The 24654-nt window shown below is 73.0% G+C and carries 26 protein-coding genes and 1 riboswitch; of the genes, 14 read left to right on the top strand and 12 right to left on the bottom strand.

Translation table 11 applies throughout. The annotated features are described in order from the left end of the window. The first annotated feature begins 30 nt into the window (after positions 1-30). A complete protein-coding gene (locus AB0B01_RS22260; RefSeq protein ID WP_361721711.1) occupies positions 31-795 on the top strand; it encodes an endonuclease/exonuclease/phosphatase family protein in 765 nt (254 codons plus the stop codon). A gap of 97 nt (positions 796-892) precedes the next feature. Here AB0B01_RS22260 and AB0B01_RS22255 read toward each other — a convergent pair whose 3' ends face one another. Further along, a complete protein-coding gene (locus AB0B01_RS22255; protein ID WP_361721708.1) occupies positions 893-1531 on the bottom strand; it encodes a hypothetical protein in 639 nt (212 codons plus the stop codon). Beyond that, positions 1524-2309, bottom strand: a complete 786-nt coding sequence (locus AB0B01_RS22250) for an alpha/beta fold hydrolase (protein WP_361721705.1) — start codon at positions 2307-2309, stop codon at positions 1524-1526. The genes AB0B01_RS22255 and AB0B01_RS22250 overlap by 8 nt, the downstream gene beginning before the upstream one ends. A gap of 166 nt (positions 2310-2475) precedes the next feature. On the opposite strand from AB0B01_RS22250, the gene AB0B01_RS22245 reads away from it, so the two are divergent. From AB0B01_RS22245 to AB0B01_RS22225, 5 genes are all read left to right on the top strand, one after another. Next, a complete protein-coding gene (locus tag AB0B01_RS22245; RefSeq protein WP_361721790.1) occupies positions 2476-3216 on the top strand; it encodes a lysophospholipid acyltransferase family protein in 741 nt (246 codons plus the stop codon). Positions 3217-3264: 48 nt separating this feature from the next. Then, positions 3265-4476 carry a DUF5931 domain-containing protein gene (locus AB0B01_RS22240; RefSeq protein ID WP_361721702.1) on the top strand — a complete coding sequence of 404 codons (1212 nt, stop codon included), beginning with the start codon at positions 3265-3267 and terminating at the stop codon, positions 4474-4476. A 23-nt stretch (positions 4477-4499) separates the two neighbouring features. Further along, complete coding sequence (locus AB0B01_RS22235; RefSeq protein ID WP_361721787.1) at positions 4500-5144, top strand: response regulator transcription factor; 645 nt, start codon at positions 4500-4502, stop codon at positions 5142-5144. Positions 5145-5318: 174 nt separating this feature from the next. Then, a complete protein-coding gene (locus tag AB0B01_RS22230; RefSeq protein WP_361721699.1) occupies positions 5319-6347 on the top strand; it encodes a 6-phosphofructokinase in 1029 nt (342 codons plus the stop codon). 118 nt (positions 6348-6465) lie between these two features. After that, the gene (locus AB0B01_RS22225) at positions 6466-6759 is read left to right on the top strand and encodes a hypothetical protein (protein WP_361721696.1); all 294 of its coding nucleotides are present in this window, start codon (positions 6466-6468) and stop codon (positions 6757-6759) included. An 89-nt stretch (positions 6760-6848) separates the two neighbouring features. On the opposite strand, the gene AB0B01_RS22220 is transcribed toward AB0B01_RS22225, so the two are convergent. Continuing rightward, positions 6849-8747, bottom strand: coding sequence for an anthranilate synthase family protein (locus AB0B01_RS22220; protein ID WP_361721693.1), 1899 nt, complete (start codon positions 8745-8747; stop codon positions 6849-6851). Positions 8748-9021: 274 nt separating this feature from the next. Here AB0B01_RS22220 and AB0B01_RS22215 point away from each other — a divergent pair, with 274 nt between their 5' ends. Together AB0B01_RS22215 and AB0B01_RS22210 are read left to right on the top strand one after the other, a co-directional pair. Further along, positions 9022-10377 (top strand): class II 3-deoxy-7-phosphoheptulonate synthase, encoded by a 1356-nt coding sequence (locus tag AB0B01_RS22215; RefSeq protein ID WP_361721690.1) that lies wholly within the window; start codon positions 9022-9024, stop codon positions 10375-10377. Between the two features lie 141 nt (positions 10378-10518). Further along, on the top strand, positions 10519-10767 hold the full coding sequence (locus AB0B01_RS22210) for a (2Fe-2S)-binding protein (protein WP_361721687.1): 249 nt from the start codon (positions 10519-10521) through the stop codon (positions 10765-10767). A gap of 51 nt (positions 10768-10818) precedes the next feature. Here AB0B01_RS22210 and bfr read toward each other — a convergent pair whose 3' ends face one another. Further along, positions 10819-11298, bottom strand: coding sequence for a bacterioferritin (gene bfr, locus AB0B01_RS22205; RefSeq protein ID WP_356853755.1), 480 nt, complete (start codon positions 11296-11298; stop codon positions 10819-10821). A gap of 171 nt (positions 11299-11469) precedes the next feature. Here bfr and AB0B01_RS22200 point away from each other — a divergent pair, with 171 nt between their 5' ends. Continuing rightward, positions 11470-12102: a sulfite oxidase-like oxidoreductase gene (locus AB0B01_RS22200; protein ID WP_361721684.1), complete on the top strand. Its 633-nt coding sequence runs from the start codon at positions 11470-11472 to the stop codon at positions 12100-12102. 13 nt (positions 12103-12115) lie between these two features. On the opposite strand, the gene AB0B01_RS22195 is transcribed toward AB0B01_RS22200, so the two are convergent. The 6 genes from AB0B01_RS22195 to thiO form a co-directional block, all read right to left on the bottom strand. After that, positions 12116-12616, bottom strand: a complete 501-nt coding sequence (locus AB0B01_RS22195) for a DUF4396 domain-containing protein (RefSeq protein WP_361721682.1) — start codon at positions 12614-12616, stop codon at positions 12116-12118. 89 nt (positions 12617-12705) lie between these two features. After that, a complete protein-coding gene (locus tag AB0B01_RS22190) occupies positions 12706-13575 on the bottom strand; it encodes a deoxyribonuclease IV (protein ID WP_361721679.1) in 870 nt (289 codons plus the stop codon). 5 nt (positions 13576-13580) lie between these two features. Further along, positions 13581-15497, bottom strand: coding sequence for a Stk1 family PASTA domain-containing Ser/Thr kinase (pknB, locus tag AB0B01_RS22185; protein ID WP_361721676.1), 1917 nt, complete (start codon positions 15495-15497; stop codon positions 13581-13583). 124 nt (positions 15498-15621) lie between these two features. Then, on the bottom strand, positions 15622-16416 hold the full coding sequence (locus AB0B01_RS22180) for a thiazole synthase (RefSeq protein WP_361721673.1): 795 nt from the start codon (positions 16414-16416) through the stop codon (positions 15622-15624). A 3-nt stretch (positions 16417-16419) separates the two neighbouring features. Further along, positions 16420-16620: a sulfur carrier protein ThiS gene (thiS, locus tag AB0B01_RS22175; RefSeq protein ID WP_030156043.1), complete on the bottom strand. Its 201-nt coding sequence runs from the start codon at positions 16618-16620 to the stop codon at positions 16420-16422. Further along, a complete protein-coding gene (gene thiO, locus AB0B01_RS22170; RefSeq protein ID WP_361721670.1) occupies positions 16617-17786 on the bottom strand; it encodes a glycine oxidase ThiO in 1170 nt (389 codons plus the stop codon). Before thiO ends, thiS begins: the two co-directional genes overlap by 4 nt. Further along, a riboswitch (TPP riboswitch) is annotated at positions 17784-17896 on the bottom strand. It overlaps the preceding gene by 3 nt. A gap of 91 nt (positions 17897-17987) precedes the next feature. Between thiO and AB0B01_RS22165 the strand changes: the two genes are divergently transcribed. The 5 genes from AB0B01_RS22165 to AB0B01_RS22145 all read left to right on the top strand — a co-directional run bounded on the left by AB0B01_RS22165 (position 17988) and on the right by AB0B01_RS22145 (position 22381). Further along, positions 17988-19208, top strand: a complete 1221-nt coding sequence (locus AB0B01_RS22165) for an FAD-dependent oxidoreductase (RefSeq protein WP_361721667.1) — start codon at positions 17988-17990, stop codon at positions 19206-19208. A 73-nt stretch (positions 19209-19281) separates the two neighbouring features. Next, positions 19282-19647 carry an Rv2175c family DNA-binding protein gene (locus AB0B01_RS22160; protein WP_361721664.1) on the top strand — a complete coding sequence of 122 codons (366 nt, stop codon included), beginning with the start codon at positions 19282-19284 and terminating at the stop codon, positions 19645-19647. A gap of 97 nt (positions 19648-19744) precedes the next feature. Beyond that, entirely contained in the window at positions 19745-20395 is a 651-nt protein-coding gene (gene thiE, locus AB0B01_RS22155; RefSeq protein WP_361721661.1) for a thiamine phosphate synthase, read from the top strand. Positions 20396-20478: 83 nt separating this feature from the next. Then, the gene (gene metF, locus AB0B01_RS22150; protein WP_361721658.1) at positions 20479-21396 is read left to right on the top strand and encodes a methylenetetrahydrofolate reductase [NAD(P)H]; all 918 of its coding nucleotides are present in this window, start codon (positions 20479-20481) and stop codon (positions 21394-21396) included. Between the two features lie 40 nt (positions 21397-21436). Next, complete coding sequence (locus tag AB0B01_RS22145) at positions 21437-22381, top strand: hypothetical protein (protein ID WP_361721655.1); 945 nt, start codon at positions 21437-21439, stop codon at positions 22379-22381. A 43-nt stretch (positions 22382-22424) separates the two neighbouring features. Here the strand turns inward: AB0B01_RS22145 and AB0B01_RS22140 are convergent, their stop codons facing one another. Then, positions 22425-23840: an NAD(P)/FAD-dependent oxidoreductase gene (locus AB0B01_RS22140; protein WP_361721652.1), complete on the bottom strand. Its 1416-nt coding sequence runs from the start codon at positions 23838-23840 to the stop codon at positions 22425-22427. 22 nt (positions 23841-23862) lie between these two features. Beyond that, on the bottom strand, positions 23863-24495 hold the full coding sequence (locus AB0B01_RS22135) for a DUF4126 domain-containing protein (protein WP_361721649.1): 633 nt from the start codon (positions 24493-24495) through the stop codon (positions 23863-23865). Positions 24496-24654 lie beyond the last annotated feature (159 nt).

The following is a 24654-nucleotide window of genomic DNA, read 5'->3' as shown; positions in this document are numbered from 1 at the left end:
GCGGCGGGCAGTCTGGCTATGTTGCGGCGTATGGACCTGACGTCGTGCCTGCCCCCGCTGGCGAACTCCATGACCGAGCCGGACGGCTCCGCCGTGATCCGGGTGCTCAGCTACAACATCCGCTCGCTGCGGGACGACGAGGAGGCGCTGGCCCGGGTGATCCGCGCCTGCGCCCCGGACCTGGTGTTCCTGCAGGAGGCTCCGCGGTTCTTCCGCTGGCGCAAGCACGCGGCGCGGCTGGCCGCGAAGACGGACCTGGTGGTGCTGTCGGGCGGTGCGACCGCCGCCGGACCGCTGCTGCTGTGCTCGCTGCGGGCCTTCGTGGAGCGCACGGAGGACGTCCTGCTCCCGCGGACGCCGGGCCTGCACCGGCGGGGTTTCGCCACGGCGGTGGTCCGGTTCGGCGCGGTGCGGGTGGCGGTCCTGAGCGCGCACCTGTCCCTGGACGCGCAGGAGCGCCGGACCCAGGCCGAGCTGCTGCTGTCGCGCCTCGCCTCGGCGGACACCCCGTACGCGATCGCGGCGGGCGACATCAACGAGCCCCCGTCGGGCCCGGCGTTCCGCCGCCTCTCCGGCGTCCTCCAGGACTGCTGGACGGTGTCCCCCTGGGGCGGCGAGCACACCTTCGTCCGCTCCGGTCCGCCGCGGCGGATCGACGCGGTCTTCGCGACGCCCGGGGTGGAGGTCCTGACCTGCGGTGTCCCCGAGGGGCTGGCGGGCGTCACCCCGGCGGACCTCAAGGCGGCCACGGACCACCTCCCGGTCCTGGCCACCCTCCGCCTCCCGGCCCCCTGACGGCACGGGCCTTGACGCACGGGCCCTGAGGGCACGGGCCCCGGGGCCACGGCCCCACCGGAGGGCGGGTGCGACCGGGCCGGCCGGACCGGAAAGGTCAGACCACGGCTCCGCGGCCCGGGTCGTCGTCATCGTCGTCGCCCTGCGACATCCTGGCCACCAGCGTCGCGAATCCGCCGAGGAACCCGCCGACGCACAGGGTCGTGAGCCACCAGGTCATGTCCCACTGGAGCAGCACCGCCACCAACAGCAGCACCGGCCCGCCCACCACGGCCAGCCACGCGAACTTGGCCGTCGTGTCCGCCTGCGGAAGCTCCGGCTCCGGGGGAACGAAGTGGCCCTCGTCGTCCGGCTCCGCCGGAGTGTGGTCCCGCGGCCCGGTGCCGGGTCCGCCCGTGCCCACGCCCGGGGCGAACACCACCGAGCTGCCCAGGGACGCAGCCGGAGGCTCCGGCTCGGGCTCCGGCCCGGACCCGGGCTTCGGACCCGGCTCCGGCTCCGGCCTCGGCTTCGGCTCGGGCTTCGGCCCCGGCTCCGGCCCGGATGCCGGACCGGGTCTGCGCTCCGGGTCGGGCTCGACGTCCTTCTCCGGCAGCGCCAGGTTCTCGATGGGTCTGAAGGGCCGGGCCCCCGGCGGGTCCGGCGGCTCCTGCCCGTATCCGGCGACGATCGCCGCCCAAGCCGCCTCCTCGTCCAGCGGGGGGACACCCCCCGAGGACTCCTCGTGCTCAGCCACCGCTGGCCGCCCCCTCCCTGCCACTGCCGACGCTCTCCGCGAGCCGCCCGACGAACGCGTAACTGTCCGCGAAGATCCGCTCCGCGTCATGGTCCAACGTCGCGACGTGGTAGCTCTGTTCCAGCAGCGTCTCGGTAACGTCCGTCGAGGAGATCCGCGCGAGGATTCGCGCCGAGTCCACCGGCGGCACGACATGGTCCTGCGGGCTGTGCAGCAGCAGGACCGGCTGCGTCACCTGCGGCAGTTCGCCGTCCACCAGCTGGAGGAACTTCCGCAGCGAGTGCGCGGCGTGCGTCGGCACCCGGTCGTACCCGACCTCCTCGGACCCCGGCTTCGCGATGTCGCTCGCGATGCCCGGCGTCGACCGGATGAAGTGCCGGGCGACCGGAAGGGCGACGGCCAGCGGGTCGTGCACCTTGTTGGCCGGGTTGACGAGGACGAGGCCGCTGATCGCGTCCCCGTGCTTGGCCGCCAGCCGCAGGCTCAGCGCCCCGCCCATCGAGAGCCCGAACACGAACACCTGCGTGCACCGCTCCTGGAGCTCCCGCAGCGCCCGGTCCACCTCGGCGTACCAGTCCTGCCAGCCCGTGAGCTGCATGTCCTGCCAGCGCGTGCCGTGCCCGGGCAGCAGCGGAAGCGAGACCGACAGCCCCTGCGCGGCGAGATAATCGGCCCAGGGGCGCAGCGACTGCGGGGAGCCGGTGAAGCCGTGGCAGAGAAGCACGCCGACCTCTCCGCCCTCGTGGCGGAACGGCTCGGCTCCAGGGAGGACGGGCACCAGGATCTCCTTCAAGAGGGCGGGCTGGGGAGTGCGTAGCGCTGTGTGACTTCACCGTACGCGACCGGGATGACACCGACCAGGGTCGTCGACCGCTCCGGCGTGAGCCAGGGGTTAAGGTCTGTTCGACAGACACAGGAAGGCTTTCGAGTTGATCTACGGCGCAATGAAGTTCTCCATCGGCGGGTCCCTGAAGCTCGCCTTCAGGCCGTGGGTGGAGGGCCTGGAGAACATTCCCGCCGAGGGGCCGGCGATCCTCGCGAGCAATCACCTGTCCTTCTCCGACTCCTTCTTCCTGCCGGCCGTGCTGGACCGGAAGGTCACCTTCATCGCGAAGGCGGAGTACTTCACCTCCCCCGGCATCAAGGGCAAGCTGACGGCCGCCTTCTTCAAGGGCGTGGGCCAGCTCCCGGTGGACCGCTCCGGGGCCCGGGGTGCGGGTGAGGCCGCCATCAAGAGCGGCATCGAAGTCATCGAGCGCGGGGAGCTGTTCGGTATCTACCCCGAGGGGACCCGTTCACCCGACGGCCGCCTCTACCGGGGCAAGCCCGGCGGGCTGGCCCGGGTGGCCCTGGCCACCGGCGCCCCCGTGATCCCCGTCGCGATGATCGACACGGAGAAGATCCAGCCGCCCGGCAAGGTGGTTCCCAAGCTGATGCGCCCCGGCATCCGCATCGGCAAGCCGCTGGACTTCAGCCGCTACCAGGGCATGGACAGCGACCGCTTCATCTTGCGCTCGGTGACCGACGAGGTCATGTACGAGATCATGAAGCTTTCGGGCCAGGAGTACGTCGACATCTACGCGACCGCAGCCAAGCGCCAGATCGCCGACGCCGAGAAGGCGGAGAAGGCGGCCCGGGCCGCCGAGAAGAGCTCCGAGAAGAGCGGCGACAAGAGCACCGAGTAGACGCGCGGCAGGAGAACCGGGCGGGGCCGCCGGTACGGGGTGGGGGAGATGGCGAAACGCGAGCGCGTCGTACGCATGTCGGTCGAGCAGCCGCTGTGGCGTGCCCTGACCGCCTACCGGCTGCTCACCATGGTCTACGCGGTGCTGCTGTTCGTGTCGGCGTACCGGCGCTTCGACCGCCCCGCGATCGCCGCCGGCTACCTCGCCGTCCTCGCCGTCTGGACCCTCGCCACCCGCCGCAAGGCGGCGAACGCCGCCGGCTGCACGAAGCGGTTCCTCGGCGCCGACCTCGCCGTCGCGCTCGTCGGGATCCTGCTGACCCCGCTCGCCGACACGCAGGAGCGGATCGCGGCCGGCGGCCCGACCCTGCCGTCCATCTGGACCGCGGGCTCGGTCCTCGCCTTCGCCCTCAAGGGCGGCTGGCGCTGGGCCGGCTTCGCCTCCACCTTCGTCGCCGCCGCCAACATCGTCGTCCACGGCGGCAACCCCACCCGCGACACCCTGCACAACGTGCTGCTGGTCTGGGTCGCCTCCATCGCCATCGGGTACGTCGTCGAGGTCGCCCGGGCCAGTGAGGCCACCCTGGCGCGCGCCCTGGAGATCGAGGCCGCCACCCGCGAACGCGAGCGGCTGGCCCGCGACATCCACGACGGGGTCCTCCAGGTCCTCGCCATGGTCCAGCGGCGCGGCAGCGAGCTGGGCGGCGAGGCCGCCGAGCTCGGCCGGATGGCGGGGGAGCAGGAGGTGGCGCTGCGCACCCTGGTCTCCAGCGGGCTGGTGCACACCTCGCGGGTCTCCCGTGACGAGGCGCTCGGCGCGCTGGTGGACTCGTACGAGGTGGAGGAGCCGGGCGCCGACGAGGGCGAGGTCGATCTGCGGACGCTGCTGGCCCCGCACGCCGGATCCCGGGTGAGCTTCGCCGAGCCGGGCACCCCGGTGCCGCTGCCGGGACCCGCGGCGCGCGAGCTGGCCGCGGCGGTCGGCGCCGCCCTCGACAACGTGCGCAAGCACGCCGGGGACGGGGCCCGGGCCTGGATCCTGGTCGAGGACTGGGGCGGCGAGGTGATCGTGACCGTACGGGACGACGGGCCGGGCATCCCCGCGGGCCGGCTCGACCAGGCGGAGGGCGAGGGCCGGATGGGCGTGGCCCTGTCCATCCGCGGGCGGCTGCGGGACCTCGGCGGCACCGCCGAGCTGGTGTCCGTCCCCGGGCAGGGCACCGAAGTGGAACTGAAAGTACCGAGGGGGAGGACCCAGTGACCGAGCCGAACGAGATCAAGGTCATGGTCGTCGACGACCATCCGATGTGGCGGGACGCGGTCGCCCGCGACCTGGCCGCCGCGGGTTTCGACGTGGTCGCGACCGCCGGCGACGGCCCCGAGGCGGTCCGCCGGGCCCGCGCCGCCGCCCCCCACGTGCTCGTCCTCGACCTCAACCTGCCCGGGATGCCCGGCGTCCAGGTCTGCAAGGAGCTCGTCGGGGCCAACCCCGCACTGCGCGTCCTGGTCCTGTCGGCCAGCGGCGAGCACGCCGACGTCCTGGAAGCGGTCAAGTCCGGTGCGACGGGCTACCTGCTGAAGTCGGCGGGGGCCCAGGAGCTGATCGACGCCGTCCGCCGCACCGCGGCCGGCGACCCGGTCTTCACCCCGGGCCTGGCCGGCCTGGTGCTCGGCGAGTACCGGCGGCTGGCCACGGACCCCGCGCCGGCCACCGCCGACGAGCCGAAGGCCCCGCAGCTGACCGACCGGGAGACCGAGGTGCTGCGGCTGGTCGCCAAGGGGCTGTCGTACAAGCAGATCGCGGAACGGCTGGTCATCTCGCACCGCACCGTGCAGAACCACGTACAGAACACCCTGGGCAAACTCCAGTTGCACAACCGGGTGGAGCTCGTGCGGTACGCGATAGAGGCCGGGCTCGACGACGCGTAGACCCGCAAGCGGTGTCGTACGTCGTACTTACGTCCCCGTACGAGTGAACAGGCGTACGCAACGTCCCGTAATTCCACCGGAATTGACCCTTCCCAGACCCTTGATGTGACCTGAGTCACCACTAGCGTGGCCGTCATGCGGGCCCAGTGGGCCCTGTGGCAAAGGGAGAGTGACATGAAGGTCGGAGTGCTGACCGGCGGCGGCGACTGCCCCGGGCTCAACGCGGTCATCCGCGCCGTCGTCCGCAAGGGCGTGCAGGAGTACGCGTACGACTTCACCGGCTTCAAGGACGGCTGGCGCGGCGTGGTCGAGGGCGACACCGTCCCGCTCTCCATCCCCGCCGTACGCGGCACCCTGCCGCGCGGCGGCACCATCCTCGGCTCCTCGCGCACCAATCCGTTCAAGCAGGAGAACGGGGTCCGACAGATCAAGGAGAACCTCGCCAAGTACGAGGTCGAAGCACTGGTCGCGATCGGCGGCGAGGACACGCTGGGCGTCGCGGCCCGGCTGTACGAGGAGTTCGGCATCCCCTGCGTCGGCGTGCCGAAGACCATCGACAACGACCTGTCGGCGACGGACTACACCTTCGGCTTCGACACGGCCGTGGGCATCGCCACCGAGGCCATCGACCGGCTCCACACCACCGCCGAATCGCACATGCGGGTACTGGTCGTCGAGGTGATGGGCCGGCACGCCGGCTGGATCGCCCTGCACTCGGGGCTGGCCGGCGGCGCCAACGTCATCCTCATCCCGGAGCAGCGTTTCGACCTGGACCAGGTGTGCGCCTGGGTGACCTCCCGCTTCAAGGCGAGTTACGCGCCGATCGTGGTGGTCGCCGAGGGGGCGATGCCGAAGGACGGGGAGATGGTGCTGAAGGACGCCACCACGGACTCGTTCGGACACGTCCGGCTGTCCGGCGTGGGCGAGTGGCTGGCCAAGGAGATCGAGGCGCGGACGGGGAAGGAGGCCCGGACGACGGTGCTCGGGCACATCCAGCGCGGCGGTACGCCGAGCGCCTTCGACCGGTGGCTGGCGACCCGGTTCGGACTGCACGCCATCGAGGCCGTGCACGACGGGGACTTCGGGAAGATGGTCGCCCTGAAGGGGACGGACATCGTCCGGGTGCCGATCGCCGAGGCGACGGCGAAGCTGAAGACGGTGGACCCGGCGCTCTACGCCGAGGTCGGGGTCTTCTTCGGCTGAGCCGACCGGGGCGCGGGGGTGAAGAGGGGGCAGGTGCCCGGCCCCCGGCGCCCGGATTTCCCGCCCCGTTCACCGGACGGCCACCGGGGACGGGCTGCCGGGGGCCTACATTCGGCGCGTGGACTTCCCCGAGACCGTGCGCTGGACCTTCGCAGGCCTCGCCTGCCTGACGCTCGCCGCCCTGGTGCGCGAGATCCGCCGACTGCGCCGGGCGGAGCCCGGCGGCCGGGCCCGCGTCCGGTGGGACGCGGCCGACCAGGGCGCCGGGCTCGTCCTCACCGTCGGCGGTGCGCTGGGCAGCCTCCACCTCTTCGGCGCGGGCCTGGTTCTGACCGGCGTGGTCCTCGGCGGCAAGGCCGTCCGCGCGGTACGGGCCCGCCGCCGCACGACGGTGGGCCGGCCGAGCACCTGACCCGGGGCCGCGCCGACGGCCGTCCCGGGTGCGCCCGAGCCGCCCGCGCCGACGGCCGTCCCGCCGCGCGCGGCCGCGCCGTGCGGCGGCTACGCCGGGGCGGCCGTCCGGACGCCGGCCAGCAGGCCCCGCAGCAGCTCGGCCCCCCGCAGGGTCAGCACGGACTCCGGGTGGAACTGCACCCCCGCGAAGCCGCCCGCGGCCGAGCGGAGCGCGTGGACCTCGCCCGTGGCCGGGTCGCGGGCGACCTCCACACCCCGCCCCGCCAGGTCGGCGGCCCGCTCGCCGGAGCAGTGCGCCGTGAAGGTGTTGTAGAACCCGACCACCTCCGGCGTCCCGAACAGGTCGATCCGCGTCTGCGCCCCCTGCGCCGGCTCCGCCTTGCGGACCAGCGGCAGCCCGAGCTCCGCCGCCAGCAGCTCATGGCCCAGGCAGACCCCGAGCAGGCCGCCCCGGTGCGAGCCGAGGAGTCCCCCGGCCAGCCCGCGCAGCATCCGCATCTTGGGATCCCCGGGATCCGCCGGGTTCCCCGGGCCGGGGCCCAGCACGACCGGACCGTCCCAGGCCAGGGCGGCCGCCCGCAGCCCCGGATCGTCGTAGCGGCGTACGGTCACCTCCACCCCGGCCACCCGCAGGACGTGGGCCAGCATCGCCGTGAAGGTGTCCTCGCCGTCGACCACCAGCGCATGCCCCGTCACCGCGGCCGGCCGCTCCTGCATCCGCAGCCAGAACGGCGCCAGGTCGCGCCGCCGGTCCGCCAGGGCCGCCTGGACCCGGGGGTCCGCCGCCAGTCCGGCCGCCGCGGGCTCCGGGCGGGGCGCCGCCGGGCGGACCCCGAGGGCCGCCAGCACGCCCGCCGCCTTCGCGTGGGTCTCGGCGACCTCGCCCGCCGGGTCGGAGTGCCGGACCAGGGTCGCCCCGACCGGCACCCGAAGCGTGCCGTCCGGCGCGATGTCGGCCGTCCGGATGAGGATCGGGGAGTCCAGGGTCTGGGACCCCGTCCCGTCCACGCCCAGCAGGGCCAGGGCGCCCGCGTAGTAGCCGCGGCCGCCGGACTCGTACCGCTCGATCACCCGGCAGGCGTTCTGCACCGGCGAACCGGTCACCGTCGCCGCGAACATCGTCTCCCGCAGCACCTCCCGCACGTCCAGCGAGGAGCGTCCCCGCAGCTCGTACTCGGTGTGCGCGAGGTGCGCCATCTCCTTCAGCCGCGGCCCGACGACGACCCCGCCCCGGTCGCCGACGGTGCACATCATCTTCAGCTCCTCGTCGACCACCATCGACAGCTCCTCGGTCTCCTTGCGGTCGCCGAGGAAGGAGAGCAGGGACTCGGCGGTCGGCCCCCCGGCCGGGTACCGGTACGTGCCGCTGATCGGGTTCATCACGACGGTGCCGCCGGACATCCGCACGTGCACCTCGGGGCTGGCCCCGACCAGGGTGCGGTCCCCGGTGTGGACGACGTACGTCCAGTACGCGCCCCGCTCGCCGAGGAGCAGCCGCCGGAACAGCGCCAGCGCGTCGGCCCGGCCGAAGCCCTCGATCCGGCCCTCGTAGGTGCGCCGGATGACGAAGTTCGCCCCCTCGCCGCGGCCGATCTCCTCCCGGATCACGCGCTCGACCGTGGCCGCGTACTCCTCGTCGGGTACGTCGAAGCCGCCGCCCTCCACCCGTACCGCGTGGTCCGGCAGCGCCGCCACCGCCTGCGCGAGGGGGAGCTCGTACGCCTCCTCGGCGACCAGCACGGCCAGCGGCGTGCCGTCGTCGCGTACGTCGAAGCCGCGCTCCCGGATCTGGCGGAACGGCACCAGGGCGAGGGTGGGCAGCTCCCGGACCGGGAGCTCGGCCAGGTGCCCCGCCTCGTGGACGGCGCCGATCAGCACCTCGACGGTGTCGTGGTCGCGGCCGGGGGTGCGCCGGCGCAGCAGGGCGAACGGCGGGCAGGCGTCGTCGAGCAGGCGCTGCAGGTCGGGGAGCAGGCTGGGTGCCATGGGGTGGTCGTCCTTCCGGTGGAGAGGGACGGCCCGGCCCGCAAGCACGAAGGCCGCCCCTGGGGGCGGCCTTCGCTTCGCTCGTGTCAGTGGGTACGCGCGAGGGGTGAGCCGCCGGGAGCGGGCCACCACCAGTTCTGGAGGGAGAGCGCGTACATGTGCTGCACCCTAGCCGACACGTCGGAGCGACGGGCGAGTAACACTGGCAGGGACATCCGTCTCACGTAGTGGTCCCCGGGCTGGACCCCGGGCGTAACGCCGTAATGTGTACGAGGTGACCGTGAACGCTGAAACCCACGCCCCCGCCGTCAAGGCGACCTGGCGAGACCTTCCCGCGGCGCAGCAGCCTTCGTACCCCGATGCCGAGGCCCTGCGCGCTGTCGTCGCGGACCTCGAATCGTATCCTCCCCTCGTTTTCGCGGGTGAGTGCGACCAGCTGCGCGCCCGTCTGGGAGCCGTCGCCAAGGGCGAGGCGTTCCTGCTTCAGGGCGGCGACTGTGCCGAGGCCTTCGACGCCGTCTCCGCCGAGCACATCCGCGCCAAGCTGAAGACGCTGCTCCAGATGAGCGCCGTACTGACGTACGCGGCCTCCGTGCCCGTCGTCAAGGTCGGCCGTATCGCCGGCCAGTACTCCAAGCCCCGCTCCAAGGACACCGAGACCCGCGACGGCGTCACCCTGCCGACCTACCGCGGTGACTCCGTCAACGGCTTCGCCTTCACCGAAGAGGCCCGGATCCCGGACCCCGAGCGGCTGAAGCGCATGTACCACGCGTCCGCCTCGACGCTGAACCTGGTGCGCGCCTTCACCACCGGCGGTTACGCCGACCTGCGCCAGGTGCACGCCTGGAACCAGGACTTCGTGAAGTCCTCGCCGTCCGGGCAGCGCTACGAGCAGCTTGCGCGGGAGATCGACAACGCGCTGAACTTCATGAAGGCCTGCGGCACCGACCCGGCCGAGTTCAAGGCCGTCGAGTTCTACGCCTCCCACGAGGCGCTGCTGCTGGACTACGAGGGCGCGCTGACCCGCACCGACTCGCGGACCGGCAAGCTGTACGACACCTCCGGCCACATGGTCTGGATCGGTGAGCGCACGCGCCAGCTGGACCACGCGCACATCGAGTTCTGCTCGCAGATCGCCAACCCGATCGGCATCAAGCTCGGCCCCACCACCACGGTGGACGAGGCCCTGACCTACATCGACCGGCTGGACCCCGAGCGCGAGCCGGGCCGGCTGACCTTCGTCGTCCGCATGGGCGCCGACAAGGTCCGCGACAAGCTCCCCGAGCTGGTCGAGAAGGTCACCGCCTCGGGCGCGACCGTCGCCTGGGTGACCGACCCGATGCACGGCAACACCTTCGAGGCCGCCTCCGGCCACAAGACGCGCCGTTTCGACGACGTGCTCGACGAGGTCAAGGGCTTCTTCGAGGTCCACAAGGGCCTGGGAACCCACCCGGGCGGCATCCACGTGGAGCTGACCGGCGACGACGTCACCGAGTGCGTGGGCGGGGGCGACGAGATCTTCGTCGACGACCTGCACCAGCGCTACGAGACGGCCTGCGACCCGCGGCTGAACCGCAGCCAGTCCCTGGACCTGGCGTTCCTGGTCGCCGAGATGTACCGGGACCAGTAAGCACTCCATGACGGTGGGGCGCGGATCCGTGTGATCCGCGCCCCACTGTCGTTCCCGGGTCTTTTAGGCAAGCCTCACTTTGGGTACGGTTAGGTAAGCCTCACCGAATGGGGATGGCTCACGACCGTTCCTGTCAGGGAGGTGAACCGCGTGTACGTCTGCTCTTGCTTCGGGGTAACCGACCAGCAGGTCAAGGAACACGCGGCCGCCGGGGCCTGCACCCCGCGCCAGATCGCCTCGGCCACGAAGGCCGGCACCGATTGCGGCTCGTGCGTCCGCACGATCCAGGGCCTGCTCGGCCGCGGAGCGTGCCCGCGCCGCGAGCTGCTGGAGAAGGGCAGGGCGACTGCCGTCCTCGCCGCGGCCCCGGAGCTCGCCGAAGCCGCGTAGGGCCGGCGCCCCGCGTCCGGCGGGCGATACCCGAGCCCGGTGCCTTCGGGCTCAGCTCTCCGGCTGTTCGATCAGCTGCGCGATGTAGAGCGCCTCACCGATGCTCTCGATGAGCTCCAGCTGCGTGTCGAGGTAGTCGATGTGGTGCTCCTCGTCGGCCAGGATGTCCTCGAACAGACGCGCCGAGGTGACGTCCCCCTTGCCGCGCATCACCTCGATCCCGCGCCTGAGCCGGTCGATCGCCTCGACCTCGACCTGCCGGTCCGCCTGGAACATCTCCGTCAGGGTCTGGCCGACCCGGACGTGGAAGAGGCGCTGGTAGTTCGGCAGCCCGTCCAGCATGAGGATGCGTTCGGTGAGCCGGTCGGCGTGCTTCATCTCGTCGATGGACTCGCTGCGGGTGTATTCGGCGAGCTTGGTCCAACCCTTGTTGTCCTGGATCCGGTAGTGGAGCCAGTACTGGTTGATCGCCGTGAGCTCGCCGGTCAGCTGCTCGTTCAGAAACTCGAGGACCTCGGGGTCGCCCTGCATCGCAGAGGCTCCTTCCAGGCAATGTCAGCACGTGACGGGGCAGTGCGCGCATCCTTGCACCGCCGCAAGAGGTCGTCCAGTAAGTGCCTCCTTAGTGGGAGTTACCATGACTTGCCCGAATCGTCTCGCACCTGGTCGTGACCACCCCGCGGCGTCTGTCACCATGGAGGCATGGGTCAGCCGGAAAGCCGGGAATCTCCGGGAGCAGATCAGCCGGAGCTTCCACCGGGGCAGCGGTTGCAGCGCGGCTGGCCGGTCACCCATTACGGTCCGGTGCCCAAGTTCAAGCCCGACCGCTGGGAGTTCCGCGTCTTCGGCGCCACCGCGGACGGCGAGAAGCACTGCTGGAACCACGAGGAGTTCACGGCCCTGCCGTTCGACTCGGTCGTCGCGGACCTGCACTGCGTGACCAAATTCAGCATGCCGGGCGCCGAATGGGGCGGTGTGCTCGCCCGCCGCATCCTCGACCTGGCGCCGCCTGCCCCGCAGGTCACGCATGTGATGGTGTGGGCCGAGTACGGCTTCAGCTCCAATATGCGGCTGGCCGACTTCGCCTCCGAGCGTACGGTTTTCGCCACCCACCAGGGCGGCGAGCTGCTCACCGCCGAACACGGTTTCCCGCTGCGGCTCGTGGTGCCCCACCTGTACGCCTGGAAGGGTCCGAAGTGGGTGCGCGGCGTGGAGTACATGACCGCCGACCGCCGCGGCTTCTGGGAGGAGCGCGGCTACCACAACATCGGCGACCCCTGGCGCGAGCAGCGCTACTCGTACCAGGAGGAGCCGGGGGACGGCCCCGAGCTGTAGCCCGCCGCCGTAGCTAGTGGTGGTACCGGTGGACGACCGCGTGGCCCTTGCCGCGGCCGATCATCCATTTGTTGACCGGTGTGGTGACGAGGAAGGCGAGCACGAGCGAGACCGCCAGCGCGATCCAGAACAGTGCCTCCGCCAGGTGGGCGTCCATCGCCCCCGGCCACAGGGCGATCACCCCGTTGTCGATCAGTTCCATGACGGCGATCGAGAGGGTGTCGGCGGCCAGCGCCACCCGGACGGCGGTACGCAGTCCCACGCCGGCCGCGAGGATCCCGCGCAGCGTGAGCGCGTAGCCGAAGAAGAACGCCAGGACGATCGCCAGGACCATGGTGGGCGCGTTCCCCCAGCCGAAGGCGGTGCCGATGACCATGCCGAGCACCTCGCCGATGGCGCACCCGGTCAGGCAGTGCAGGGTGGCCCGGGCGGCCGTCGCCCAGCTGACCCGCCCGTGGCGCTGGTGGTGCCCGTGGTGGCCGTGGTGCTCGTGCTCTTCGTGGACGTGGTTCATCGCAACCCCCCAGGGAACGCCGGAGAACGGTTCTGCCAATGAGCAGAAACCGTATACCCCCCGGGGGTATTCCTCAACGCTCTCGCGGATCAGTGGATCTCGCGCAGCTCCTTCAGCAGCGCCACGTCCGCCGCGTGTCCCTCCGGGCCGCCGGGCGTCTCGATGATCAGCGGTACGCCCTCCATCGCCGGGTGGGTGAAGAGCTCGCCGAAGGCCTCCCGGCCGATGTGGCCCTGGCCGATGTTGGCGTGCCGGTCCTTGTGGGCGCCCACGCCCTCCTTGGAGTCGTTGGCGTGGATCAGCTTCAGCCGCCCCTCGCCCACCGTGTCCACCAGCAGGTCCAGCGTCTGCTTCACGCCGCCCGGCTCGGCCAGGTCGTGCCCGGCGGCGAAGATGTGGCAGGTGTCCAGGCAGATCCCGAGCTTCGGGTGGTGGTCGAGCGCCTCGAAGTACGGGCCGAAGTCCCAGGTCCGGGAGCACAGCGAGGAGCCCTGGCCGGCCGTGGACTCCAGCAGGAGGAAGGGGTCGTCCTCGTGCGTCAGCTCGTCCAGCAGCGGCAGCATGTGTTCCCTGACCTGCGCGTACGCGAGCTCGCGCGGGCGTCCCCCGGTCGCCGAGCCGGTGTGCACCACCACCCCGAGCGCCCCGATCTCCCGGCCCCGGCGCAACGAGTGGCGCAGGGACTCCACCGACTTCTCGACGGTCGCCGCGGTGTGCGAGCCGAAGTTGATCAGATAGGGGGCGTGCACGTAGGCCGGCATGGCCCCGGCAGCGCACCCCTCGCGGAACAGGGCGTCCTGCGCGGGATTGCCGACGGGTGTGGCCCACCCGCGCGGATTGGCCACGAAGACCTGCACGGCCTCGGCGCCCATCTGCCGGGCGTAGGCCAGTCCCACCGAGGCGAGTCCGCCGGCGACCGGGACGTGTCCGCCGACGGGATTGCGTACGGCCTGTTCCATGACGCTTACAGCCCCTTGGTGCGCAGGATGATCGTGCCGCCCTCGGGAGCGTTCTGGCCGCCCGGCACCGACTGGGCCTCCACGGTGTTGCTGAAGGAGAGGAAGGGCCGCTCTACCTTCACCTTGAAGCCGGCCGCCTCCAGGATCTTGCGGGCCGCGTCCACCTCCTGGCCGGTCACGTTCGGCACCGGGAGCTGGCGGGGGCCCTTCGAGACGGTGAGCACCACCGTGTCCCCGGCCGCGGCCTGGGCACCCGCGCCGATCGACTGGTTGGCCACCGTGCCGGCGGGGGAGGGCGAGTTGACCTCCTCGGCGGCCGTCTCCACCTTCAGGCCGAGGTCCTGGAGCGCCGCCCGCGCCTGGTCCACCGGCCTTCCGGCCACGTTCGGCACCTGGACGGGGCGGCCCTTGCTGACCACGAGCGCGACGGCGGTGTCGGGCGCCCGCTTCTGGCCGCCCCCCGGGTTGGTGCCGATCACCGAGCCCTGCGCGACGTCCTGGCTGAACGCCTGGGTGACCAGGCCGGGGGCCAGGCCGCTCTTGGTCAGCTCGGCCTTGGCCTCCTCCAGCGGCCGGCCCTTCACGTCCGGTACGACGACGACCTCCGGGCCGCGCGAGATGGTCAGCACCACCGCGCCGTTGCCGCGGATGCGCTTGCCGCCCTGCGGATCGCTGTTCATGACGGTCCCGCGGTCGAAGGCGTCGCTGAACTTCCGGTCGACCCGCTTCACCCCGAGACCGGCCGCCGACAGCTCCGACTTGGCCTGGGCCTCGGTCTTGCCCAGCAGATTGGGCACCTTGGTGAACTGCCCCGAGTTGATGTACCAGACACCGGTGCCCAGGCCGAGGGCGAGCAGCACGCCCGCGACGACGAGGAACAGGCCGCGGCGGGAGCGGCCCTGCGCGGCGGACGACCCGGAGGGCCCGGACGGCGGCGGAATCGGCGGCGTCGCCAGCCGGGAGGTCTGGTGCAGGGGCGGCTGCGCCGCGACCGGCCGCGGGATCACGCTGGTGCGGTCCTCGGCGGCGGACCGCTCCTCGGCGCGCGCCTGCGGCGGTACGGCGTCCAGCTCGATGTCGCTGAGCTGCGCCCGGGCGTCGAGGGTGGCGCCGAGGAGGGCGGCGGCGTCGTAGGGGCGCAGCTCGGGGTTGCGGGCGGTGGCCTGCGCGACGAGCCCGTCCAGGGCGGCCGGCAGTCCGGGGACGGCGGCCGACGGGGGCGGCACGTCCTCGTGGAGGTGCTGGTAGAGCACCTGCGCGGCGGTGCCGCCGGTGTGCGGCTTGGAGCCGGTGAGCATCTCGTACAGGACGACGCCGCAGGCGTACACGTCCACGCGGGTGTCGGCGACGCCGTTCTCGATCTGCTCGGGGGCGAGGTAGGAGACGGTGCCGAGGACGGAGCCGGTGGTGTGGGTGACCGAGTCCACGGAGCGGACGAGCCCGAAGTCGGCCACCTTGACCCGGCCGTCGTCGCCTATCAGGACGTTCTCGGGCTTCATGTCGCGGTGCACGAACCCGGCCCGGTGGGCGGCGCCGAGGGCGGCGAGGACGGGTTCGAGGATGTCGAGCGCGGCGCGCGGCTGGAGGGCGCCGCGCTCACGGAGCACGTCACGCAGCGTGCAGCCGGAGACGTACTCCATGGCGAGGTACGTGTACGGCCCGTCGGTGCCCTGGTCGAAGACGGCGACCACGTTGGGGTGGGCGAGGCGCGCCACGGACTTGGCCTCGCGGATGAAGCGGTCGACGAAGGCGATGTCGGCGGCGAGGGCCGGGTGCATGACCTTCAGGGCCAGGACGCGGTCGAGGCGGGTGTCGACGGCCCGGTAGACCGTTGCCATGCCGCCGGCCGCGATGCGGGCGTCGATGCGGTAGCGGTCGTCGAGCGTCTGCCCGACGAGGGGGTCGTCCAGGGTCGTGTCCACCCGGGGATTCTACGAGCCGGTCAGCTGCCGCCGGGCTCGGTGGTCCGGCTTGCAGCGCACCTGTGACGTGGCCGACGCCGTCCGGTGCCGCTGCGCGGGCCCGGGCGCGCGCAGCGGCGGCCCGTCAGAACGCCGGGCGCTCCGGGTCCAGGGCGGCACGGCCCTCCGCGGGGGAGGAGGCCTCCGCGAAGCGGCGCTGGGGGATGCGGCCCGCCCGGTGGGCCAGCCGGCCCGCCGACACCGCGTCGCGCATGGCCGCGGCCATGAGGACGGGCGCCTGCGCCCGGGTGACCGCCGAGGCCAGCATGACCGCCGCGCACCCCAGCTCCATCGCCAGCGCCGCGTCCGACGCCGTGCCCGCCCCCGCGTCCAGGATCACCGGGACCCCGGCCCGCTCCGCGATCAACTCGAAGTTGTGGGGGTTGCGGATCCCCATCCCCGACCCGATCGGGGAGCCCAGCGGCATGATCGCCGCACAGCCGGCGTCCTCCAGCTTGCGCGCCAGCACCGGGTCGTCGTTCGTGTACGGCAGCACGGTGAAGCCCTCGTCGACCAGGGTCTCGGCCGCCGCCAGCAGCTCCTCCCCGTCCGGCAGGAGCGTCCGCTCGTCCGCGATGACCTCCAGCTTGATCCAGTCCGTGCCCAGCGCCTCCCGCGCGAGCCGCGCCGTGAGCACGGCCTCGCCCGCCGTGAAGCAGCCCGCCGTGTTCGGCAGGACCGCGATGCCCAGCTTGGAGAGCAGCGAGAGGACGGATCCCTTGACCGTGGGGTCCAGGCGCCGCATCGCCACCGTCGTGAGTTCGGTCCCCGAGGCGATCAGGGCCCGTTCCAGGATCTCCAGGCTCGGCGCCCCTCCCGTACCCATGATCAGGCGGGAGGAGAAGGTCCGGTCGCCCAGTGCGAAGACGTCGTCGGCCATGGCTCAGCCCCCCTGCACCGCGGTGAGAACCTCGACGCGGTCGCCCTCGCCCACCGGCGTGAGGGGCCACTGGCCGCGCGGGACCACGGTCTCGTTGAGGGCGGCCGCGACACCGGACGGGGCCGCGGTCAGGGTGGCGACCACGGCGTCGAGCGTGGTGCCGGCCGCGATCTCGCGCGGCTCGCCGTTGACGGAGATGGTCATGCGTACGACTCCTCGCGTGCGGAACTGAAGCGGCGGGGGCTGAACGGCCGGGCGAGCTCCGCCACCGTGCCGGTGGCCAGCAGCTGGGCCATCACATCGCCGGTCAGCGGGGTCAGCAGCACCCCGTTGCGGTAGTGCCCGGTGGCCAGGTGCAGACCCGGCAGGTCGGTCGGGCCGAGCAGCGGGGCGTTGTCGGGGGAGCCGGGGCGCAGCCCGGCCCGGGTCTCGGTCAGCGGCAGTTCGGTGATGCCGGGCACCAATTCGTGGGCGTCCCGCAGGAGTTCGTAGACCCCGCCGGCGGTGACCGTGGTGTCCCAGCCGAGTTCCTCGCTGGTGGCGCCGACGACGAGCTCGCCGTTCTCCCGCGGCACCAGGTAGACGTGGCTGCCGCGTACGACCGCCCGCACCGTGCGGGACAGGAACGGCGCGTACGCCGCCGGCACCGCGAGCCGCAGCACCTGCCCCTTCACCGGCCGCACCGGAGGCAGCACCTGCGCCGGTACGCCGTCCAGCCTCCCGCTGAGCGAACCGGCAGCCAGCACCACCTGGTCCGCCCCCAGCAGCGTGCCGTCGTCGAGCTCCGCCCCCGCGGCCCGGTCGGCGCTCACCACCAGCCGCCGCGCGCCCGCCCGGTGGATCTCCACCCCCGCGCCCTCGCAGGCGGCCAGCAGCGCGGCCGCCAGCCGGCGCGGGTCGACCTGGTGGTCGCCGTCGACCCGCAGCCCGCCCCGTACGCCCGGGGCCAGCATCGGCTCCAGGCGCCGGCACTCGCGGCCGGTGAGCCACTCGGACTCCAGTCCGCAGCGGCGCTGCAACGCGTGCAGTTCGCGCAGGTGGAGGCGGTCGTCGGCGTCGAGGGCCACGGCGAGGGTGCCGCAGGCGCGGTAGCCGATGTCCATGCCGCCGCTCGCCTCGGCCAGCTCGGCGGCGAACTCCGGATAGCGGGCGGCGGAGGCCAGGTTGAGGCCCAGCAGGGTCTCCTCGCCGTAGTGGAGCTCGGTGACGGCGGCCAGCATGCCCGCCGCGACCCAGGCGGCCCCGCCGCCCGGGGCCGGATCGGCGAGCACGGTGCGCAGTCCGCGCCGGGCGGCCCGCCAGGCGGTGACCAGGCCGATGATCCCGCCCCCGATGACGAGGACGTCGGATCCCTTTCGAGATGAGTGCATGGGCGTCCAGCCCCTCCCTTCGCCGGCATGACCCGGATCAGGTTCGTACGGTCGGAGGCCGGCCAGCCTCCCTCTCAGCCCGGTACGCCCGGACTCCCGCGATAGGTACGGTGGCCAGACTAACCCTGGCGCCGCCCTCCGGTAAGGCGGCTTCCCCGGCCTCCGTTCCTGATGGGCTGTCAGGTGGCTAGGGTGGGCGGCGTGAGCGAGCAGACGGAAAAGACTGAGAGCGGCATCGTCATCGTCGGCGCCGGAATGGCCGGGGTGCAGACCGCGGTCGCCCTGCGGGAGCAGGGCTGGACCGGCCCCCTGACCCTGCTGGGCGCCGAACCCCACCAGCCCTACGACCGGCCCCCGCTGTCCAAGGCGGTCCTGCTCGGCAAGGCCGAGGACTCCGCCTTCGACGTGGACTTCGAAGGGCTGGGGATCGAGCTCCGGCTCGGCACGGAGGTGACCGCCCTGCGCGCCGCCGACCGCGAACTCGACACCGAGGCGGGTCCGGTCCCGTACGAGGTCCTCGTGCTGGCCACCGGTGCCGAACCGCTGACCCTGCCGGGCGCCGAGGGCGTCCCCGGCGTGCACCTGCTGCGCACCCTGGACGACGCGGCCCGGCTGCGCCCGGTGCTGGCGACCGCCCCGGCGGCGGTCGTGGTCGGGGCGGGCTGGATCGGGGCGGAGTTCGCCACCGCCGCGCGGGAGGCGGGCTGCGCCGTGACGGTGGTCGAGGCGGCCGACCGGGTGCTGGCCGGGGCACTGCCCGGGGAGGTCGCCGCCCCGATGGCCCGCTGGTACGAGGAGGCGGGGGCCGAACTGCTGACCGGCACCAAGGTGGCCTCGGTGGAGCCCGGCCGGGTCCTGCTGGCGGACGGCCGGGAGCTGGCTGCGGGCGCGGTGGTCGTGGGCATCGGGGCCCGGCCGGCGACGGGCTGGCTGGCGGGATCGGGCGTGGAGCTCGGGCCCGACGGCGCGGTGGTGGCCGACGCGCACCTGCGGACCGCGCTGCCCGGCGTGTACGCGGTGGGGGACTGCGCGTCCTTCCCGTCGGCGCGGTACGGGGCGCGGCTCCTGGTGCACCACTGGGACAACGCGCTCCAGGGGCCGCGGGTGGTGGCGGCGAACATCCTGGCGGGCGAGCCCGTGCAGGTGTACGACCCGGTCCCGTACTTCTGGTCGGAGCAGTTCGGCCGGTTCGTGCAGTACGCGGGACACCACGCCGGTGCGGACACCCTGCTGTGGCGCGGGGACCCGGCCGAGCCCACGTGGTCGGTGTGCTGGCTCCGCGACGGGGCGCTGGTGGCGCTCCTGGCGGTGGGCCGCCCCCGGGACCTGGCGCAGGGCCGCAAGCTGATCGAGACGGGCACCCCCCTCGATCCCGCCAAGGTCGGCGACCCGGAGACCCCCCTGAAGTCGGCGGCCGCCTAGGAGGGGCATCGGGGAGACCCGGACGGGCGGGCTCGGGTACCGGGTGTCGGTGCGAGGTGGCAGGCTTGTGTCCGTGACCGAGATTGACGCAAAGATCGATGCCCTTGTCCCCGCCTGGCTGTACCTCCCCGACATCGCGGAGATGCTCGACATCGAAGTGACCCGGGTCCGCCAGCTGGTCAAGGAAGGTCAGCTGATCGCCGTGCGCCGTGGCGAGAACCGCGCGCTGCAGGTACCCGCCCCCTTCATCGACGGCGACAAGGTCGTCAAGGGCCTGGCCGGCCTGCTGACCGTCCTCCGTGACGACGGCTTCTCCGACGAGGAGATGCTGGAGTGGCTGTTCACCGCCGACCCGACCCTGCCCGGCACCCCCGTGCAGGCCCTGAGGGAGAATCGCGGCACGGAGGTGAAGCGCCGGGCCCAGGCGCTCGCCCTCTGACCGGAGTCCCGATTCCCGGGTCCTGAGCGGACTCGGCCGATCCATCGCGGTGTGCGGGCCGAGCGGCCCGCGCACCGCGCCACCACGGGGGGTACCCATGTCCGCGAACGCCCAGCTGTCCGACGCCCGGCTCTACCTGTGCACGGACGCCCGCAAGCGGCAGGGCGACCTCCCCGAGTTCCTCGACGCCGTCCTGGCCGGCGGAGTGGACATCGTCCAGCTCCGCGACAAGGGCATGGAGGCGGGCGAGGAGCTCGAACACCTCCAGGTCTTCGCCGAGGCCGCCCGCCGGCACGGCAAGCTCCTCGCGGTGAACGACCGCGCCGACGTCGCCCATGCCATCGGCTCCGACGTGCTGCACCTCGGCCAGGGCGACATCCCGGTGCCCGCCGCCCGCGCGATACTCGGCGGAGGAGTGCTCGTCGGGCGCTCCTGCCACGCCGAGTCCGAGGTCGACGCCGCCGTCGCGGAACCCGGCGTGGACTACTTCTGCGCCGGCCCCTGCTGGCCCACCCCCACCAAGCCCGGCCGCCACGCCCCCGGCCTGGATCTCGTCCGGTACGCGGCCTCCCTCACCCAGGACCGGCCCTGGTTCGCCATCGGCGGGATCGACGCCGGCAACCTGGACGAGGTCCTGGACGCCGGAGCCACCCGCGTCGTGGTCGTGCGCGCCCTGACCGAGGCCTCCGACCCGGGAGCGGCCGCGGCCGAGCTGGCCAAGCGGATCCGGGCGCGCGCTTCCCAGTAGCCCCCGGGCGGAGGGTGTCCAAAAGGCTGTCCAAAAGGCGGACGCCGCTTCGGCGTCCGCGACCCCCCGTCTAACCTGCCCGTATGGCCCTTGGTACCGCTTCCACCTGGACGGATCGTGCACGCACGGTCCGTGACCTTCTGGCGTCCGGGGATCCCTCGTACTCCTTCGAGTTCTGGGCTCCCAAGACCGAGAAGGGCGAGCGCAACCTCTGGAACGCCCTGCGCCGCATCGAGGCGGTCGCGCCGAGCTTCGTCTCGGTCACCTACGGGGCCGGCGGCTCCACCCGCGGCGGCACCGTCAAGGCCACCGAGCAGATCGCCGCGGACACCACCCTGACCCCGGTCGCCCACCTGACCGCCGTCGACCACTCGGTCGCCGAGCTGCGCCACGTCATCGGCCAGTTCGCGGACGCGGGCATCCGCAACATGCTGGCCCTGCGCGGAGACCCGCCGGGCGACCCCATGGGCCCGTGGGTGGCGCACCCCGAGGGCGTCCACTTCGCCGCCGACCTGGTCCGGCTGGTCAAGGAGTCCGGCGACTTCTGCGTCGGCGTCGCGGCCTTCCCCGACATGCACCCGCGCTCGGAGGACTGGGACACGGACATCCGGCACTTCGTGGACAAATGCCGTGCAGGTGCGGACTATGCGATCACCCAGATGTTCTTCGATCCGGAGAACTATCTGCGGCTGCGCGACAGCGTCGAAAAGGCGGGCTGTGAGACCCCGATCATCCCCGAGGTCATGCCTGTTGTGAACATCAGGCAGCTCGACCGGCTGCCCCAACTCAGCAACGCGGTCTTCCCCGAGGCCGTGAAAGAGCGCATGCTCGCCGTCAAGGACGATCCGGCCGCTGTACGCTCCATGGGGATCGAGTTCGCCACGGAGTTCTGCGCGCGGCTGCTGTCCGAGGGTGTCCCAGGGCTGCACTTCATCACGCTGAACAACTCCACGGCGACTCTCGAAATCTACGAGAACCTGGGCCTGCACCAGCGGGCCTGATCGGCCGTACCCGGGGCGGCCGTACCGAGAGGTGCCACGCATGGGAATGACGGTCCTCTACATCGCGTTCGGTTTCGTCGCGCTGTGGCTGCTTGCCGAGGTCCTGATGCAGTACAAGGCCCGGCTGCGCTGGCGCCTGCTCGCCTTCGCCGGGTTCCTCGGCGTGGTCGCCGGGGTGCTGCTGCCCTCGGTGCTGGTCATCGCGGTCGGCGCGGCCGCCTTCGCCGTGGGCCAGACCCTGGTCACGCTCTCCTTCCGCAAGGGCTTCGTGGCCGGTTGGGCGCTGCGCCGCGGCGGTCAGCCCGTACGCCAGACCCGGCGGCGGCGGGCGGGCGGTCCGCGCCCGGAGCCGGCGCTGGAGGTGACCGCCCTGGAGTACGGGGCCGAAGGCCCGGACGGGCCCGGCGTGGACGCCGACGAGGACGCCGGGGACTCCACCCCCTCGCCGCAGCCGCAGTTCCAGGCCTCGACCGAGCAGTTCTACAGCCCGGAGCCGCTGCCCGAGGACACCGGCTCGTACGGGATACAGAGCTTCGCCCCCGCCGCGGACGCGGGACAGGGCGCCGCCTTCACCTCGGCGTACACCGCGTCCGAGCAGGACGCCCACCAGTACGCCCCCTCCTTCGATGCGCAGGCCTACGACCCGCAGTCCCAGGGCGGCTACGACTACTCCGGCTACCCAGGAGGCGGCGAGCAGCAGGTCTACGCCGCCTACTCCGACCCGTACATCGGCACCGGCGGCGGGGTCATCCCGCCGCAGCCGTACGACTACACCCCGTACGGATCGGGCTACACCCCCGACCCCTACGCGAGCCAGGGCGGCCAGCAGTCGTACACGATGGACACCCCGCCCGGAGGGGTGTGGGTGCCGCAGCAGCGGGACGTGGCGCAGCCGTACCCGGAGGAGCAGGGCGGGTACCCCCAGCAGCAGCCGCAGCAGTACCCGTACCAGGGCACCGGGGAGTACGAGCAGTACCGCTACTGAGAGCCGGTCACCGCTGCTCCGCCCGAGCGGAGCAGCGGGCCGCTCACTGCGAGCCCTTGAAGTCCGCGCCCTCCACGATCAGCCCGGCCACCAGCGCCCCCGTCATCCCGGCGTGCGCGAGCCCGCCGCCGGGGTGGGCCCAGCCGCCCGCCAGGAACAGGCCGGGCAGGGCGGTGGTGTTGGCGGGCCGGAGCAGCCGGCCCTGGGCCCCCGCCAGCGCCGGCGGCGGTACCGCGCCGCCCAGGGCGCCGGTGGCGGCCTCGACATCGGCCGGAGTACGGGCCTCCCACCACAGCAGCCGCTCGCGCAGCCCCGGCACGGCCCGGGCGGCGAGGTCGAGCAGCGCCTCCGGGTCGGGGGCCTCGTCCGTGCCCGCCGCACCGCACACCGCGCTCAGGGTGACGGTCTCGTGGTCCGCGTCGGGGCGGGTGGCGGGGTCGTCGGGGCGCAGGACGGTGAGCAGCGTGTCCGCGGAGTGGACCAGGGTGCGGTGGACGGCGTCCTCGGAGCGGGCGCCGCGCAGCGCGAGCAGGAGCGTGTACCGGCTCGTCACCTGCGGACCGTCCGCCGGGACACCGCCGGAGGGCAGCGGCACCCGCAGCGGCCTCGGATCGACACCGCAGACCACGAAGTCCGCGGCCGCCTCCGTCCCGTCGGCCAGCAGCAGCCCGGCCGCGCGGCCCTCCCGCTCCAGCACCTCCCGTACCGGCGCGCCGAAGACGAAGGCCACCTTCCGCTCCAGGCAGCGCTCGTACACCGCGGTGGCCAGCGCCCGCATCCCGCCGCGCACGTACCAGCTGCCGAAAGTCTGCTCCATGTACGGGAGCACGGCCGCGGAGGCGGGCGCGGTGGCGGGGTCGATCCCGTACGCCCGCACCCGGGCGGCCAGCAGCTCCCCGAGCCCGCCGCCCAGCTCGCGCGCGGCCACCTCGGCGAGGGTCGGCGGCCGGCGGCGCAGCAGGCCGCTCTTGCGCAGGGCGGGGTAGGGGTCGCGGCCGAGGACCTGCCAGTCGGGGCGCAGGGGTTCCTCCAGCAGCGGGCGGCGGGTGGCGTTCCAGGCGTCCCGGGCCCGGCCGAGCACCCCGTTCCAGCGCTCCCCGGCGCCCACGCCGAAGGACTGGTCGAGGACGGCGGCGGCCCCGCCGCGGGAGGCGCCCGGGAGGGTGACCTCCGTCCCGTCGGCGAGGACGTGCCGCAGCGCCGGGTCGACCTGGACCAGCTCGACGCAGTCCTCCAGGGGGCGCTTGCCCGTCTTGACGAACAGGTCGCGGTAGACGGCGGGAAGGTGCAGCAGGCCGGGACCGGTGTCGAAGGCGAAGCCGTCCCGCTCGTGGCGTCCCAGTGAGCCGCCGTGGGTGGAGCCCCGCTCGTACACCGTCACCTGATGCCCTGCCACGGCCAGTCGGGCCGCCGTGGCCATCGCGCCCATCCCGGCGCCGATCACCGCAATTCGTGCCATGCGGATGACCCTATCGAGGCGGTCACCAGGGTGGTGGCCCGGCCCGTCCGGGGAGCCGGCCGACGCCCGCCAGCCGCTTCTCCTCCCGGCGCTGGGCGCGGCGGCGCAGGAAGCGGCGGATCCTGCTCCAGAGGAAGAACAGCGCGGCCAGGCCGGTGGCCAGCAGGACGGCCGCGATGATCGCGGCGGCCGTGGGGTGGAACACGGCGAAGGTCACGATGCCGGCCACGCCGAGGTCCTCGGCGGTGCTCAGCACGATGTTGCTGACGGGCTCCGGCGAGGTGTTGACCGCCATCCGGGTGCCGGCCTTGACGAAATGGCTGGCGAGCGCGGTGGAACCGCCGATGACCCCGGCGGCGATGTCGGAGAGCGAGCCGCTCTGGCCGGCGAGCAGCGCGCCGACCACGCCACCGGCGACCGGCCGGATCACGGTGTGCACCGCGTCCCAGACGGAGTCCACGTACGGGATCTTGTCGGCTACGGCCTCGCAGAGGAACAGCACGGCAGCGACGATCAGCACGTCGGTGCGTTGCAGGGACGTGGGGACCTCGTCGGTCAGTCCGGTCGCGCCGAAGACGCCGAGCAGGAGGACCACGGCGTAGGCGTTGATCCCGCTGGCCCAGCCGCTGGTGAAGACCAGGGGGAGCACACTCACCCGGTCATCATGACGCAGGATCAGACACCGGCACAGCTGGGGGCGGTAAGAGGGCGGAACGTTGAGCGCGCAGAACGGTGAGGGGGGGGGGGGGCGCGGGCGCGCGGCGCCCGGCCCCGCAGTACGGGGTTCAAGGTGCTGGGTGGCGGGTGGCGGGCG

This window comes from Streptomyces sp. NPDC044571, from assembly GCF_040647115.1.
GTDB lineage: Bacteria > Actinomycetota > Actinomycetes > Streptomycetales > Streptomycetaceae > Streptomyces.
This window is presented reverse-complemented; position numbering and strand designations above follow the sequence as displayed.

Excerpts from the sequence above, each read along its gene's own strand:
- thiO (WP_361721670.1), bottom strand. The coding sequence starts at position 17,786 with ATGCACTCATCTCGAAAGGGATCCGACGTCCTCGTCATCGGGGGCGGG.
- AB0B01_RS22235 (WP_361721787.1), top strand. The coding sequence starts at position 4,500 with ATGGTCGTCGACGACCATCCGATGTGGCGGGACGCGGTCGCCCGCGAC.
- AB0B01_RS22260 (WP_361721711.1), top strand. The coding sequence starts at position 31 with ATGGACCTGACGTCGTGCCTGCCCCCGCTGGCGAACTCCATGACCGAG.
- AB0B01_RS22200 (WP_361721684.1), top strand. The coding sequence starts at position 11,470 with ATGGGTCAGCCGGAAAGCCGGGAATCTCCGGGAGCAGATCAGCCGGAG.
- AB0B01_RS22145 (WP_361721655.1), top strand. The coding sequence starts at position 21,437 with ATGGGAATGACGGTCCTCTACATCGCGTTCGGTTTCGTCGCGCTGTGG.
- bfr (WP_356853755.1), bottom strand. The coding sequence starts at position 11,298 with ATGCAGGGCGACCCCGAGGTCCTCGAGTTTCTGAACGAGCAGCTGACC.
- AB0B01_RS22140 (WP_361721652.1), bottom strand. The coding sequence starts at position 23,840 with ATGGCACGAATTGCGGTGATCGGCGCCGGGATGGGCGCGATGGCCACG.
- thiE (WP_361721661.1), top strand. The coding sequence starts at position 19,745 with ATGTCCGCGAACGCCCAGCTGTCCGACGCCCGGCTCTACCTGTGCACG.
- AB0B01_RS22245 (WP_361721790.1), top strand. The coding sequence starts at position 2,476 with ATGAAGTTCTCCATCGGCGGGTCCCTGAAGCTCGCCTTCAGGCCGTGG.
- AB0B01_RS22220 (WP_361721693.1), bottom strand. The coding sequence starts at position 8,747 with ATGGCACCCAGCCTGCTCCCCGACCTGCAGCGCCTGCTCGACGACGCC.
- AB0B01_RS22195 (WP_361721682.1), bottom strand. The coding sequence starts at position 12,616 with ATGAACCACGTCCACGAAGAGCACGAGCACCACGGCCACCACGGGCAC.
- AB0B01_RS22240 (WP_361721702.1), top strand. The coding sequence starts at position 3,265 with ATGGCGAAACGCGAGCGCGTCGTACGCATGTCGGTCGAGCAGCCGCTG.
- AB0B01_RS22230 (WP_361721699.1), top strand. The coding sequence starts at position 5,319 with ATGAAGGTCGGAGTGCTGACCGGCGGCGGCGACTGCCCCGGGCTCAAC.
- AB0B01_RS22190 (WP_361721679.1), bottom strand. The coding sequence starts at position 13,575 with ATGGAACAGGCCGTACGCAATCCCGTCGGCGGACACGTCCCGGTCGCC.
- metF (WP_361721658.1), top strand. The coding sequence starts at position 20,479 with ATGGCCCTTGGTACCGCTTCCACCTGGACGGATCGTGCACGCACGGTC.
- AB0B01_RS22180 (WP_361721673.1), bottom strand. The coding sequence starts at position 16,416 with ATGGCCGACGACGTCTTCGCACTGGGCGACCGGACCTTCTCCTCCCGC.
- thiS (WP_030156043.1), bottom strand. The coding sequence starts at position 16,620 with ATGACCATCTCCGTCAACGGCGAGCCGCGCGAGATCGCGGCCGGCACC.